Here is a 14,914-nt window from a genome sequence, read left to right as displayed (position 1 = left end):
AATTTTTGCTAATATGGGTCTGCCGGTTTCCGTCAGACTCATATTTGTTTAAGGACAAAATAAATAAAAATGACTCAAGATAATTGCTACCTGCTAGGATATATTGTGCGTACACACGGAACCTCCGGAAATGTAATGATTTATCTGGATGTAAACGATCCGTCTGATTATGAGGAGCTTGATGCTGTTTTTGTAGAAATCAAAGGGGAACTCGTTCCGTATTTCATAGAAGACTTCAACCTTCAGAAGCAAAACAACGCGATTGTTACGTTTGAGGATGTGAATACAATAGAAAAGGCGCAAGCTTTGGTAGGAAGTTCCCTGTATCTTTCATTGGAAGAATTGGAAGAGCTTGGTGACGAAGAATTCTATTATCACGAAATCAAAGGATTTCAGGTAGTTGATGAAAAAGAAGGCGAGCTTGGAATTGTGAAAGAGGTATATGAGGTGAATGGTCAGGATTTGATATCGATGCAATATAAAGGGGTCGAAGTTCTGATTCCAACTGTTAATGATATCGTCATCAAGGCTGATAAGGAAAACCAAAGGCTAATCGTGAATCTTCCGGAAGGTCTGCTGGAAGTATATTTGGAAGATTCATCTGAAACAACTCCTGACGATGCGGATTGATATTATCAGCTGCGTGCCTGACTTGCTGGATAGCTTTTTTGCACATTCTATTCTAAAAAGGGCGCAGCAGGCACAGCATGTTGAAGTGGTGATCAATGACATCAGAGACTATTCTGTGAACAAACACCGCACGATTGACGATTACGCCTTCGGTGGAGGTGCAGGTATGGTATTACAAATTGAACCAATTGCCCGCTGTATTCGACAGCTCTTGTCCGAAAGAGAGTACGATGAAATTATATACCTGACCCCGGATGGGGCACAAATGAACCAGCGAATGGTGAATGGTTTGTCATTAAAAGGAAATCTGATGATGCTTTGTGGTCACTACAAAGGGGTAGATCAGCGGGTTAGGGATATGTTTGTGACTAAGGAGATTAGCATCGGGGATTACGTACTATCTGGTGGGGAACTGGCCGCGGCAGTTTTGGCCGATGCAATCATCCGGTTAATTCCCGGAGTTTTGAACGACGAAACTTCGGCGCTAACCGACTCATTTCAGGATGATTTACTTGCACCACCGGTATATTCCAGACCGGCAGATTTTGAAGGTCATAAAGTGCCCGAAGTTCTACTTTCAGGCCATGAAGCGAAAATAGAAGAATGGCGCTACAACCAAGCTCTGGAAAGAACAAAGGCCCGAAGGCCGGATCTTTTGAGCTAAAAGCTATTAGGTATTAGCTTTTAGTTACCTTAAATCACTTATAAGATCAATAGCGGGAAGTATATCAAGTTTCGGGAACTTACAAATCCGGTAACTTCTTTTCAGCTAACAGCTAACAGCTAACAGCTAACAGCTAACAGCTAACAGCTAACAGCTAACAGCTCCTAAAAATCCAGATTACAATTGATCCATTCATTGTCAAAGTTTGTGCCGTATTTTCGGTAAAATCCGACGGCGGAAGTATTCCAATCCAGCACCTGCCACATCATTCCCGAACAGTGAGAGTCTTTGGCCTCTTTTACAGTGGAGTCAAAAAGTATTTTCCCGATTCCGTTTCCCCTCATATCCTCGGTGACGATGATGTCTTCCAGGTAAAGTCTTTTTCCTTTCCAGGTGGAGTAGCGGTAGTAATATAGAGACAGGCCGATGATTTTGGAGTCTACTTCGGCTACAAAGAAATTATAGAGCTTTTCTTCATAGTCCTTTTTCATTTTCTCAACATTATTCGTTACCTGAGAAAGCGCTTTTTCGTAAATCGCAAGCTCTTTGACTAACTCAAATACTGACGGTATATCATCGATTGTTCCAAGACGGGTGGTTACTCTCATAGAATGGATTTTTATTTTAAAATTCTAAGCCGTTCGAAATTTACTGTATTTTTTATCGATTGTTGGTGTAAGCCTCCCATTTGTCCACGATCTGCTGAAAGTTGGCAGGTAAGTCCGTATCAAACTGGATCCATTCTTTTGTAGTCGGATGAATAAACCCCAACGACTTCGCGTGCAATGCCTGCCCGGGTAAAAGATCGAAAGAATTTTGCACCATCATCTTGTATGCACCGCTTGTTGAGCTCCGCAATACGCGATCTCCGCCATATGTCCCGTCATTGAATATCGGATGGCCCAGATACTTCATATGGGCACGTATCTGATGTGTACGGCCTGTTTCCAGATTGCATTTGATCAAAGAAACATAGTGATATGAATTCAGGACCTCATAGTGAGTCACCGCATGTTTTCCCTGCGAACCATCCGGATATACATCCATTACGCGACGGTCGCGGGTACTACGACCGATATTGCCGGTTATCGTGCCTTGTGGTTCTTTCGGGCTTCCCCATATCAACGCCTGATACGTTCTTTCGATCGAATGATCTGAAAATTGTTTCGCCAAAAAAGACATGGCAAATTCTGTCTTGGCAATTACCAAAATACCGGAAGTATCCTTGTCAATTCGGTGAACAAGCCCCGGGCGACCTTGTCCGTTTCTTCCCGTTGGCAATTGTTGAAAATGATATACCAATGCATTGATCAGTGTTCCGGTCCAGTTTCCAAACGCAGGGTGAACCACCATTGCCGTCGGCTTATTGACGATCAGGAGAACGTCATCTTCATATATAATATCCAACGGGATATTCTCCGGAATGATCTCAGTATCACGCGGTGGCTCGGGCAATGACAGCGTCACCACATCAAGTGGTTTAATCTTATAGCTTGCCTTTGTGATATGCCCATTTACTTTGACCGCTTCCGCCTCAATTCCATTTTGTATTTTTGTCCTCGAAGCGTTAGGTACGTGCAGACTAAGAAATTTGTCCAGACGCATCAGACTCTGGCCTTTGTCGGCTACGATGCGATAATGTTCAAATAAATCGTCTTCTTCTGAAATAATTTCGGGCTCGTCTGAAAGCATTAATGATGGATGTAATGAAGAAATGGAAGGGATAGTAGCAATTCGTAAAACCCTTATATTGACACAAAATTACCAAATAAAGTGAATTTACTTAGCAGCAATCTTCCGACTCCGCTTATTGAGGTAAAAGATAAGGTGACAGAAGAGGCGGGCGTGCGACTGTATATCAAACGCGATGATCTGATTCACCCCCTTGTGTCGGGTAATAAGTGGCGAAAATTAAAATATAACCTAAGCGAGGCAATTCATCAAAAGGCGACTTCTATCCTCACATTTGGCGGTCCCTATTCGAATCACTTGTTCGCCGTCGCTGCAGCTGGAAAGGAATTAGGTTTGTCCACTGTTGGTATTGTCAGAGGGGAAGCGCATACTTTTCAACAAGAGTCGGAAACGCTCAGATTTTGCAGAGAATATGGAATGAAACTCCATTACGTCAGTCGTGCGGAGTATAGGGAGAAAGATTCTGAAGCCTTTTTGGAAGGGATTAAAGTGGATTATAATAATCCATTTGTCATACCTGAAGGAGGAAGTTCGATACTTGCTTTGAAGGGGGTAGCGGAGATGACCCGCGAAGTGGAACAGCAACTTGGCTTTCAACCTGATTGCTATGCACTGGCCGCCGGAACAGGCGGTACAACTGCAGGCATATTATCATCTGGAAATAAAGTAATTAGTTTCGCGGTTTTGAAAGACGGGGGATTTTTGAAAAAGGAAATTGCCCATCTAATTCCAGATGAATCTGATATAGACAAACTTGATTTGAAAACTGCATATCACTTTGGAGGATATGGGAAATGGACTCCTGAGCTTCTGAAGTTTATTATTGATTTTAAGCAAAAACATAATATTCAGCTTGAACAGGTATATACCGGTAAAATGATAAATGGCCTTTACGAGCTAATATCGAAAGGCCATTTTGATCAAAATTCGAATATCGTTGCCGTCCACACCGGCGGGCTGCAAGGACTCTTGCCTATACTGCGCTGATCATGCCGGAGTTCCGGGATTCGTTTGTTTCCTTGAAGAAATCTTTGATTAGAGTCTTGTCGCCTGCGATCCAGAGTATGTCTTGTTCCCGAATGACCATGCTCGCATCCGGGTTCAAAATACGTTCGCCATTTCGTTCCAGGCCAATGATCATACAGTGCGTCTTTTCTCGAATCTGGCTATTTCTGATCGTTTCTCCTTTTAATATAGAGTCGTTAGGAACTTCAATTCTCTGAAGCACAATTGCATCCTCATGAGCCATATAGATATCTCCGCTTGCACTTACTTCGACGTGCCCTCTGAACGCTTCCAGTTGTAAATCCGTCCCAATCACCTCGATGCGGTCAAATGGATAAAGTACTTCAGTTGGCCTTGGCAGTTGAATGGTTTTGCTTCCACGTTCAATCAACACTACATTGATTCCGAACTTTTCCCGTATTGCCAGTTCCTTCAGACTTTTCCCTATAAGGCTTGAATCCGGACTTACTTCCAGAAACGCAAAGTGAGCATCCCAAGGCAGTAACAAATTTTTAGATTTCCCACTTCCTTCCAGGGCACGCGCATTAAGATTGTTTAAAAATCTGGTCTCAATTTTGTGGTAAAAGGCCTGGATTCTTGTATAAAAGATAATGAACGCGAGGCCCATGATACCCCCTGCAACGGACAGCGCTGTCGGTGTGGCATAAAAGGAACTAAGTAGAAATCCCATTAATAAAATGGCAATCAAGACCTTCGAAACTTCGAGCATCAGCAGTGGCCCACGGCTATATTTTCTGCTAAGCCAAAGTGCAGAATATGCCTTATGGGCACCTCTTTTAAATACTAATGCCCAAAGAAAAGGTGCTGTCAGCAAAAAGGTAATTCCAGCCAAAGCCGAATTGGTAAGGTAAGTTTCCGGAACTCTTGAATGCAGTTGGCTGGCGAGTTGTCTTGAACATAATAAGATGATTCCGATTACCACCACAGAGTTAATCAGGATACTTTGAAAATAAGATTTCAGGATTTTGTTCCAATGTGTTGTCTGTGCAATTGTATCCGTGCTACTACTGTATCTGCTCAGATATACCTTCCATTTGGTTGGGATTGACTTTTCCAGCCAATTGTACAGTGGCTCAGATGCGCGCATCATATAAGGCGTTGTAAATGTGGTGATTACAGATACTCCCACGGCAATTGGATATAGGAAGTCGCTGGTAACCTTCAAGGCCAGCCCCAGGTTGGCAATGATGAAGGAGAATTCTCCGATCTGCGATAAGCTCATCCCGGCCTGCATCGATTTCTTCAAAGGCTGTCCGGAAATGAGAGCTCCCAGCGAGACGTATAATGATTTTCCGATAATGACCACGAAGACAAGGATCATGGTCGGAACGGCATATTCCATCAATAGTTTCGGATTGATCAGCATACCAACCGAGATGAAGAATATAGCCCCGAATAAATCTTTGACAGGTTTTAATAAATGCTCGATTTTCTCAGCATGTGTTGTTTCTGCTAAAATTGAGCCCATTATAAATGCGCCCAGCGCTGCAGAAAACCCAGCTTGCGTCACAAGGAATACCATTCCGAAACACAAAGCGAGTGACGTAATTAACACGCTTTCATCATTCATCAAATTTCTATATTTCCGAAGCAAAGTTGGGAAAATGAATATCCCGCCTAAAAACCAGATCGTGAGGAAGAAGAATAATTTGAGAATGGACTGAATTAGCTCCATTCCCGCAAATTGCTGGCTGATGGAAAGGGTTGAAAGTAATACGATGAGTAATACCGCAGCCAAATCTTCAATCACGAGGATACCAAAAACTACTTTGGTGAACTGTTGGGTCTTAAGTCCCAATTCGTCAAAAGCCCGGAATATAATGGTGGTGGATGATATGGCGATGATACCTCCCAGGAAAAGGCTGTCAATTTTAGTCCAGCCGAGTAACTGGCCGACAGTGAATCCGGTTACGAGCATTAAGGCTACTTCAAAAAGTCCGGTGATCGCAGCCGTGCTGCCGACCTTGACGAGCTTTTTAAAACTGAACTCTAAACCAAGATTAAACAAAAGAACGATAACGCCGATTTCGGCCCAGACTTCGATATTTTTTACTTCGGTAATCGTTGGAAAGATCGAAAAATTGGGCCCAACAATCAGTCCTGCCAGGATATATCCGAGCACGACGGGCTGCTTCATTTTCTTGAAAATGAGGGTAATGATACCCGCCATTGCAAGAATAAGTGATAGGTCAACAATTAATTGAGGAACGTGAGTCATTGTGAGTAGAGTAACATGAATTATCCGTAATTCAATAAAATACAAAAAGCCTTTGACGAATCAAAGGCTTTTTGCTTATAAATTTCCGAATTCAGGTTCTCTAATTCTTATCCAACGCTTCCTTCGAGGCTGATTTCCAGTAACTTCTGAGCTTCAACAGCAAATTCCATCGGCAATTGGTTCAACACCTCTTTTGCATATCCATTTACGATCAAAGCTACGGCTTGTTCGGTCGGGATACCGCGTTGGTTGCAATAGAAAAGTATATCTTCACCGATTTTTGAAGTCGTTGCTTCGTGTTCTACCGTTGCGCTCGGATTGCTTACTTCGATATATGGGAAAGTATGTGCTCCACATTTATCACCAAGCAAGAGTGAGTCACACTGAGAGAAGTTACGGGCTTTGTCGGCACGTTTGAAAACTTCTACCAAACCACGATATGAGTTCTGGCTTTTTCCAGCTGATATACCTTTTGAAACGATACGGCTTTTGGTATTTTTTCCAACGTGGATCATCTTGGTACCCGTGTCAGCCTGCTGCATATTGTTAGTTACGGCCACCGAATAGAATTCTCCGATCGAGTTGTCGCCTTTTAATATGACAGACGGATATTTCCATGTAATCGCAGAACCGGTTTCTACCTGCGTCCACGAAATTTTCGAACCTGCTCCGTCACAAAGACCGCGTTTGGTTACGAAATTGTAGATTCCACCTTTTCCTTCTTTGTCGCCGGGATACCAGTTTTGAACGGTTGAGTATTTAACATTTGCATTTTCATGTGCAAATATTTCAACTACCGCTGCGTGCAACTGATTTTCATCGCGCATCGGAGCAGTACAACCTTCCAGATAGCTGACATGACTGTCCGCGTCTGCAACGATCAACGTTCTTTCGAACTGACCGGTTCCTGCTGCATTAATACGGAAATAGGTGGAAAGCTCCATCGGGCAACGAACGCCTTTTGGTATATATACGAAAGATCCGTCAGAGAACACCGCAGAGTTCAAAGCCGCATAGTAATTGTCTCTTACCGGCACAACCGATCCAAGATATTTCTTCACCAACTCCGGATGTTCACGAATCGCCTCGCTGATGGAGCAGAAAATGATACCTTTTTCCTTTAATGAACCTTTGAATGTGGTGAATACAGACTCCGAATCCATTACCGCATCTACCGCGATTCCTGAAATTCTTTTCTGCTCGTTAAGTGATATACCCAAACGTTCAAAAGTATCTCTCAATTCCGGATCGATATCTTCAAGACTTTCAACAGCTTTTTTCTTTTTTGGAGCTGAATAATACTTGATAGCCTGGAAGTTGATTTCAGGATAATGAACATTCGGCCACTTCGGTTCAGCAAGCGTAAGCCAGTGATGATAAGCCTTAAGTCTCCATTGAAGCATCCAATCCGGTTCGTTCTTTTTTGCAGAGATAAACCGAACAATATCATCGCTGAGTCCCGGAGGAGCTTCATCGGCTTCGATATTAGTCACAAATCCATACTTATATTCCGAACTGGTGATTTCTTCCAACAATTCTTCTTCTTTGCTCATAGTCTTATAATTATCGCGCTGTACTTACTGAAAGGTAACACGGAGAAGCGATAGAGAGTTTAATAAAAAGCCCAAAAATATAGAAAAATGCTGACAAAATTATGACACATGTCATAACTTCTGTCAGCATTCGTTAGCGTTGAGTTCATTAAATGCCGTAGCAATTCGCAGTGGGCACAAATGAATGAAAGTTGTGAAAGTATAGAACCTTATCGTTTTCAAGTAAAATTTGTTTCAATTTTACAATGAATGACCTCACGTCCCGACCATTTCCTGACCAAGCATGATAAGAAATGGCCACACTTGTCAAAACCTGACCACATTTAGATATGCTCCACCAGTTTTGCCACGCCGTGGAATTACAGGTAACTATGCGAGCTCAGGTAATTTTTTACGTAATCTTCCACACCTTCTTCCAAAGTATGAAACGGCTTGTCATATCCTATGGATCTAAGCTTGTTCATATTGGCTTCCGTGAAATACTGATATTTGTCACGGATATCGATCGGCGTGTCGATAAAAGAGATGTCCGGTGTTTTATCCATCGCATGGAAGGTGTTGGTAACCAGGTCTTTAAAAGTTCTGGCCTGGCCGCTCCCCAGATTATATATACCTGAATTTTTACGATGGTGCATGAAGAAAATACATACGTCAATCAAATCCTTTACATATATAAAATCGCGCATCTGCTCACCATCCTTAAAATCAGGGTTATGTGAACGGAAAAGCTTCATTTTGTCAGTTGCTTTGATCTGGTTGAAGGCATGATATATCACAGAAGCCATGCGCGCTTTGTGATATTCATTTGGCCCATATACATTGAAGAACTTCAGTCCAACCCAGAAAAATGGCTTTTCTTCTTGTTCCAATGCCCATATATCGAAGTCATTTTTAGAATCGCCGTATGGATTTAATGGTTTCAACTGGGGGATTATAGCTTCATTGTCGTCATATCCCAGTTCTCCCAAACCATAAGTCGCTGCTGAGGATGCATATACCAATGGGATTTGAAAGGCAACGCAACGCTTCCAGATCTCCTTCGAGTAGTTGACGTTCAATTCATCAAAAATTTCTTTATCAAATTCAGTCGTATCGGTTCTTGCTCCAATATGGAAAATAAATTGTACGTCGCGGGAGTTGGAATCAATCCAGTCAAAAAGCTCCGTTCTTTCTACTTTTTCGAGAATAGTTTTTCCTTCCAGATTGCTCGCTTTTTCGATTTTAGAAAAGTCGTCTACTGCAATAATACTCGTGAAGCCTTCCTTATTAAGCTGGCTGATGAGGCCGCTGCCAATGAAGCCAGCTGCGCCGGTGACAATAATCATATTGGTTTTATTTTAAAGTAAATCCGCCTTCGTAATTCATTATACATTTTGGATTACGTTGGTCGTCAATGTTTTAGTGTTGTTAATCAGATTTCTGCCGGAATAACAAAACAGTGGAATTATTCGATGACCATTTTGTTAAATACGCAGAATATGCGCAAAACTACCAATACATGATGTAATTTTGTACTCAATTTTTTGAGTGAAGAGAAGTTTTATGATTTACGTAACAAGAAAAGAGCATTTTAATGCCGCGCACAGGCTCTTCAATCCATCCTGGTCCGAAGAAAAAAATCAGGAGGTTTTTGGTCCATGCGCCAATAATAACTGGCACGGTCACAACTTTGAGTTGATCGTGACGGTAAAGGGGATTCCTAATCCCGAAACCGGGTTTGTGATTGATCTTAAAGTTTTAGGAGATATCGTTAAAGAGAAGATCATTGACAAGGTTGACCATAAGAATCTGAATCTGGACGTTGATTTCATGGCCGGTAAAATGGCCTCATGCGAAATTTTCGTATATGAGATTTGGAAAATCCTTGCCCCGGCCATCGCTGCGGCAGAGCCAGGTGCCAAATTGCACTACATCAAGCTGGTAGAGACGCCGAAAAATTTTGTCGAATATTACGGAGAGTAATCCACATGCGTTAATCAGCTCAAATAACCCCAAATCCCTTCCCTAAGCACCTTCCCCCAACCCCATACATGAAATACTACCTCATAGCCGGCGAAAGGTCGGGCGATTTACACGGGGCCAACCTGATCAAAGGAATAAAGGACAGTGATCCGGCGGCAGTGTTTCGAGGATGGGGAGGTGATCTGATGCAGGAAGAAGGGATGGAGCTGGTGACACATTACAAAGACACCGCTTTTATGGGTTTTCTGGAAGTGGCGCTGAATCTTCCTACCATTCTTGGCTTCCTGAAAAAGTGTAAAAAGGATATACTAGAGTTTCAGCCCGATGTCGTGATACTGATCGACTATCCTGGCTTTAACCTTCGTATAGCTGGGTTTGCCAAGAAAAAGGGAATCAAGACATTTTATTATATCTCGCCAAAAGTGTGGGCTTGGAATCAGAAGCGGGCATGGAAGATCAAAAAGAACGTGGATCATATGTTTGTGATCTTTCCGTTTGAAGTTGATTTTTACAAAAAGTATGATTTCAAAGTCGATTATGTGGGGAATCCTTTGATGGATGCGATTGAAGCTTTCAAGCCCAATTCCGAGTTTCAGCTTCAATATAAAGTTGCTTCGCCAAAACCGATCATCGCTTTATTGCCAGGCAGCCGGAAACAGGAGGTAATCAACATGCTTGATCTTATGCTCAGGGTGCAGCCCAACTTTCCCGATCATCAGTTTGTAATTGCGGGTGTGAAAAACCTGCCGAGAGAATTGTACGATCAATATTTAACGTCAGGAACAGACATAGTTTTTGATGCTACCTATGACTTACTATCGGTCGCCGAGGCAGCTTTGGTAACCTCTGGTACGGCTACGCTGGAAACTGCTTTATTGAATGTCCCGGAGGTAGTATGCTATCGAACGAGCGGCGTTTCTTATGCCGTTGCCAAATCGCTGATCAAAGTGGAATATATTTCGCTGGTCAATCTTATTATGAATGAGGAGGTTGTGAGGGAATTAATACAAGATGAGTTAAACGAAACAAACCTGATTTCGGAGCTCAAATCTCTGCTTGTCGGTGGTGAAAAGCGTGAAATTCAACTTCGTAATTATGCGAGGTTAAGAGAAGCCGTGGGAGGCAGTGGCGCGTCACAAAGAGCCGGTAAGTTGATGGTTCAATATCTTAAAGTGTAATGCCAGAACGGCACAAAGCAGGAAAAAATATTGAACCATTAAGAAATTAAGGTCATAAAGGCGCACATAATGAGTAACTTAAATTTCCTTAACTCCTTAATGGTAAAAATAAGAATCTGTATCAGTTCCGCATTTTGGCAAGCTTTTCATATTCCAGCACGGTTATCAGGCTTCCTTTCAAATCTACCAGTTTTTCCTCTTTGAAATCAGACAAGGTCCTGATCACTGTTTCAGTGGCTGTGCCGACCATTGATGCGATATCTTCTCTGGTGATAGACATAGAAAAGGGTATACTACGATCTTCCTGATACCTGTTTACTAGCATAACCAATGCCTGCGCAACTCTTTTTCTGACGGAGTTATAGGCCAGTTGAAGTAGTCGCTCTTCCCGTTCTTTGATTTCGTTGGAAAGCATTTTTATAAACTTGGTCGACACTTCCCGACTGCTCTGAATAAGGGCAAAAAAGTCCTCCTTTGGAATAATAGCCACTTCCGAATTTTCCAGCGTTATGGTTGATTCCTGATAGGGAATACCTTGTAGCAGATCAAGATATCCGAAGAAATCGCCTTCTTTGAAAAGATCGGTGATATACTCTTTCCCTGAATCGTTTGATTTGCAGGCCTTTACTTTTCCTTTTTGAAGGAAATAAATGTGAGAGGGATAGCTCCCTTCGGTATATAGCGTCTCCTTCTTTTTCAGCGTTTTTACCTTTTTATCCTCCGCCAGTTTGGCAATGAGGTCAAAGGATTTGATTTCCTGAATGAACTCTTCCAGGCCTTCTGCTGAGCGGTCGAATTTCTTTTTTAACCGCTCGCTTTTTTTTAGGCGCATTTCCACCGCGTTCAAGAGCTCTACATCGTCATATGGTTTGGTCAGGTAATCATCCGCGCCCATGATCATCCCTTTTCGATAATCCCCTTTTTCAGCTTTTGCAGTGAGAAAAATGAATGGGATTCCAGCAGTTTGATCGTCTTTCCCGAGCATATGGAGAACACCATAGCCGTCGAGCTCGGGCATCATGATATCGCATATAATCAGATCCGGCGAGCTGTTGTGCGCCATCTGGATACCTGTTTTGCCATTTTCCGCGGTGATTACATGATAGTTGGCCAGCTCGAGTATCTCCGAAGTATTATCCCGCATATCGGGATTGTCTTCAATCAGGAGAATTGTTTTAGATTCCAATTTCGTAAGTTTTAAATTGATGTTTTTCTAAATACCATGATAGTCCGGCAGATTTGCTTCTGAAGCAGGTATATGATTCGGGAGCTTGACCCGGAACGTGGTGCCTTTATTCAATACACTTTCAAAAGAGATACTGCCTCCCATGATATTAACGTAGCTCTGCACTATATTCAGGCCTAAGCCTGTACCAGAAGCCATATCAGCATTTTTGGCACGATAAAAGCGGTCGAAAATGTGGTTTTGGTCTTGGAGCGGTATTCCAATGCCCTGATCAACAACCTCGATGAAAACATTACTGGCGTTGCCTTCTACCTTGAGTTGAATGTTTTTGCCCGGCTGAGAATATTTAATCGCATTGGAAGTTAGATTAAACAAAACGTTTCTCAAAAGTTGCTTGTCGATCCATACTTCTTTATCTCCGGAATATGAGAAATCAATGTTTTGACCTTCTTTCGCGACACCCTTTATCTCATCGACAATGCCACCGCAAAAATTTGATAAATTCGTGGCAACCGGAACTGTCGAAACTCTTCCTTCCTCAATTTTACCAATAGAAAGAAAATCGTTCAGTATCTCGGTCAAATTATTGACCGACGATTTGATCCTGTTAATATGCTTAAGGCGCTTGTCATCTTCCTCTGTATGAGGATATCTTCCGATCAGCGATGCCGATGATAATATGGTAGCCAACGGCGTCCTGAATTCATGCGAAGCAATCGTCACAAACTGACTTTTCATATTGTTAAGCTCCCGTTCTTTTTTCAAAGCCCTCATTACTTCCTCTTGTGACTCTTCCACTTTTTTGATAGCCATTGCCAGTTCCTGGGTACGTTGTTGTACTCTTTCTTCCAGTTCTGCATTCAGTTTCTGAATTTCGAGGTTTGCTTCCTGAATTCGGTTTTCCTGTATTTTTCGATCAGTAATATCAATCACAAAACTTACGACAAACTCTCCTTTTGTGGTTTTGAAAGGGCTCAGACTTACTTCAACCGGAAATTCCGTACCGTTGCTTTTGAGTCCGAAAAGATCCATCATACGTCCCATTCCCCTTGCTTTAGGTGCTTCAAAATAGGTGTCGCGGTACTGCGTGTGATTGCCGCTCAGGCGATGCGGAATCAACGTCTCAATTTTTCTGCCGATTAATTCCTCAGTAGTATATCCAAACAGCTCTTGTGCTTTTGGGTTGAGTAACACGACAACCCCTTCTTTGTTGACCACTACAATTCCTTCCGTGGCATGTTTGAAAAGCGCGTCCAGCATTTCTATTTGCTGAGTCATGGCCTGTGTATGTTTTAATAAAAGTTCTAACATGCCAAGTTATCGGACTTTATTGTATGTCGCAAATTACGAATTGAATTTACCTGAATTCACAACCCTGTTCCAGAGTTGTTTTGTATAAGCTTTGCTGCGTTCATATCACTATATAGACTGACTGAACACTGTTTTTTCAGAAACTTCTTCCCACAGCCTTGCGTCGAATGCCATGCATATATTCCTGATAAAAGGCTTGCCCTTCTCTGTGATTCTCACGCATTTTTCGAAAATCTCAACCAATTCGTCGCTCTCGGCCTCGTTCAATCTTTCCACTGCTTCATTCACTTCGTCCGGTGATTCAGAAGTCCACGAAGTCTCGAATTTTGTCATCAGGTTGAGGATATGACCTCTGAGAACGATATCTGTTGGCGATAGCTCATGGCCGCGGAATATGGGAAGATGGCCACTTTCAACTTTAAGATAATAGTCTTCCAGTTTCTTTTCATTTTGCGCATATCCCCACCATGAATCGCTGATGGCAGATACGCCCAAACCGATCAGCAATTGAGTATGTGTGTCGGTATATCCCATGAAATTGCGGTGCAGTTTCCCCTGCTTTTTCGCCTCAAAAAGGGAATCTGTTTCGCGGGCAAAATGATCCATGCCTACGTCCTGATATCCCGCAAGTTCAAGGACATTGCGCCCTGTTTCGTAAAGGGCCATCTTTTTATCTGAATCTGGCAGGTCGCTTTCCGTGTACCGACGCTGGCCGGGTTTGATCCATGGAACGTGGGCGTAGCTATAGAAAGCGATCCGGTCCGGATTCAGTTTGACGACCTTCATCATCGTTTCCATCATATAGCAACTTTTCTGCATGGGCAGTCCATATACCACATCGAAATTGACGGAGGTAAAACCGATTTCCCTGGCTTTCCGGGTAAGATGACAAACCTGTTCATAAGTTTGATGACGGTTGATTACAGCCAGTACCATGGGGTTAAAATCCTGAACGCCAATGCTGATTCTTCTGAAACCAACTTCGTAAAGTGCAGTAAGATGTTCGTCGGTCGTATTGCCCGGATGTGCTTCAAAACTAAACTGGGCGTCCGGATGAACCTCGCATTTTTCCAAAAGATTCCGGATCAAAAACTGTAGGTTTTCAGGACTGAAAAAGGTTGGCGTCCCGCCACCTAAATGAATTTCTTTGATCAGCGGTTTGGGAGAATTTCCGAATATGTTCAGATACATATTCCATTCCTTAAGCACAGTTTCAACATATCTGTTTTCGACTTTGTGATTGGTAGTGATGCGCGTGTTGCAGCCACAATAGGTGCACAAGCTTTCGCAAAACGGCAGATGGATGTATATACTAATCCCTTCAGATGAATTGGAACTTTGAAACGACTTGCTGACAAACTGTTTCCAGGTATGCTCGGTAAGTTGGTTTTTTTGCCAGTACGGCACAGTCGGGTAGCTTGTATAACGAGGAGCGGCGACGTTATATTTAAATAGCAAATCCTTTTCCATTTGAACGTCTTTTAATACTTAATT

The 14,914-nt window shown here is 42.6% G+C and carries 13 protein-coding genes; 5 read left to right on the top strand and 8 right to left on the bottom strand.

Translation table 11 applies throughout. The features are described 5' to 3' along the window. Positions 1-69 precede the first annotated feature (69 nt). Entirely contained in the window at positions 70-630 is a 561-nt protein-coding gene (rimM, locus tag AC1XUD_RS22075; protein ID WP_483363196.1) for a ribosome maturation factor RimM, read from the top strand. After that, positions 620-1,294, top strand: a complete 675-nt coding sequence (trmD, locus tag AC1XUD_RS22070; protein WP_483363195.1) for a tRNA (guanosine(37)-N1)-methyltransferase TrmD — start codon at positions 620-622, stop codon at positions 1,292-1,294. The genes rimM and trmD overlap by 11 nt, the downstream gene beginning before the upstream one ends. A gap of 164 nt (positions 1,295-1,458) precedes the next feature. Here trmD and AC1XUD_RS22065 read toward each other — a convergent pair whose 3' ends face one another. Both AC1XUD_RS22065 and AC1XUD_RS22060 read right to left on the bottom strand, forming a co-directional pair. Continuing rightward, a complete protein-coding gene (locus AC1XUD_RS22065; protein WP_483363194.1) occupies positions 1,459-1,902 on the bottom strand; it encodes a GNAT family N-acetyltransferase in 444 nt (147 codons plus the stop codon). Positions 1,903-1,954: 52 nt separating this feature from the next. After that, positions 1,955-2,986 (bottom strand): RluA family pseudouridine synthase, encoded by a 1,032-nt coding sequence (locus tag AC1XUD_RS22060; RefSeq protein WP_483363193.1) that lies wholly within the window; start codon positions 2,984-2,986, stop codon positions 1,955-1,957. Between the two features lie 81 nt (positions 2,987-3,067). Here AC1XUD_RS22060 and AC1XUD_RS22055 point away from each other — a divergent pair, with 81 nt between their 5' ends. After that, on the top strand, positions 3,068-3,973 hold the full coding sequence (locus AC1XUD_RS22055; RefSeq protein ID WP_483363192.1) for a 1-aminocyclopropane-1-carboxylate deaminase/D-cysteine desulfhydrase: 906 nt from the start codon (positions 3,068-3,070) through the stop codon (positions 3,971-3,973). On the opposite strand, the gene AC1XUD_RS22050 is transcribed toward AC1XUD_RS22055, so the two are convergent. The 3 genes from AC1XUD_RS22050 to rfaD form a co-directional block, all read right to left on the bottom strand. Then, entirely contained in the window at positions 3,960-6,230 is a 2,271-nt protein-coding gene (locus AC1XUD_RS22050; protein WP_483363191.1) for a monovalent cation:proton antiporter family protein, read from the bottom strand. The two genes, AC1XUD_RS22055 and AC1XUD_RS22050, sit on opposite strands and share 14 nt — an antisense overlap. A gap of 107 nt (positions 6,231-6,337) precedes the next feature. Next, positions 6,338-7,783, bottom strand: a complete 1,446-nt coding sequence (gene sufB / locus AC1XUD_RS22045; protein WP_483363190.1) for a Fe-S cluster assembly protein SufB — start codon at positions 7,781-7,783, stop codon at positions 6,338-6,340. A 359-nt stretch (positions 7,784-8,142) separates the two neighbouring features. Then, positions 8,143-9,108 carry an ADP-glyceromanno-heptose 6-epimerase gene (gene rfaD / locus AC1XUD_RS22040; protein WP_483363189.1) on the bottom strand — a complete coding sequence of 322 codons (966 nt, stop codon included), beginning with the start codon at positions 9,106-9,108 and terminating at the stop codon, positions 8,143-8,145. Between the two features lie 217 nt (positions 9,109-9,325). On the opposite strand from rfaD, the gene AC1XUD_RS22035 reads away from it, so the two are divergent. After that, entirely contained in the window at positions 9,326-9,745 is a 420-nt protein-coding gene (locus AC1XUD_RS22035) for a 6-pyruvoyl trahydropterin synthase family protein (protein WP_483363188.1), read from the top strand. Between the two features lie 68 nt (positions 9,746-9,813). Continuing rightward, entirely contained in the window at positions 9,814-10,923 is a 1,110-nt protein-coding gene (lpxB, locus tag AC1XUD_RS22030) for a lipid-A-disaccharide synthase (protein ID WP_483363187.1), read from the top strand. 121 nt (positions 10,924-11,044) lie between these two features. Here lpxB and AC1XUD_RS22025 read toward each other — a convergent pair whose 3' ends face one another. The 3 genes from AC1XUD_RS22025 to hemN all read right to left on the bottom strand — a co-directional run bounded on the left by AC1XUD_RS22025 (position 11,045) and on the right by hemN (position 14,890). Continuing rightward, on the bottom strand, positions 11,045-12,109 hold the full coding sequence (locus AC1XUD_RS22025; protein WP_483363186.1) for a response regulator: 1,065 nt from the start codon (positions 12,107-12,109) through the stop codon (positions 11,045-11,047). A 27-nt stretch (positions 12,110-12,136) separates the two neighbouring features. Then, positions 12,137-13,387 carry a PAS domain-containing sensor histidine kinase gene (locus tag AC1XUD_RS22020; protein WP_483363185.1) on the bottom strand — a complete coding sequence of 417 codons (1,251 nt, stop codon included), beginning with the start codon at positions 13,385-13,387 and terminating at the stop codon, positions 12,137-12,139. A gap of 141 nt (positions 13,388-13,528) precedes the next feature. After that, positions 13,529-14,890 carry an oxygen-independent coproporphyrinogen III oxidase gene (gene hemN, locus AC1XUD_RS22015; protein ID WP_483363184.1) on the bottom strand — a complete coding sequence of 454 codons (1,362 nt, stop codon included), beginning with the start codon at positions 14,888-14,890 and terminating at the stop codon, positions 13,529-13,531. Positions 14,891-14,914 lie beyond the last annotated feature (24 nt).

The organism is Dyadobacter sp. HNCC25DJ184 (assembly GCF_056895215.1).
This window is presented reverse-complemented; position numbering and strand designations above follow the sequence as displayed.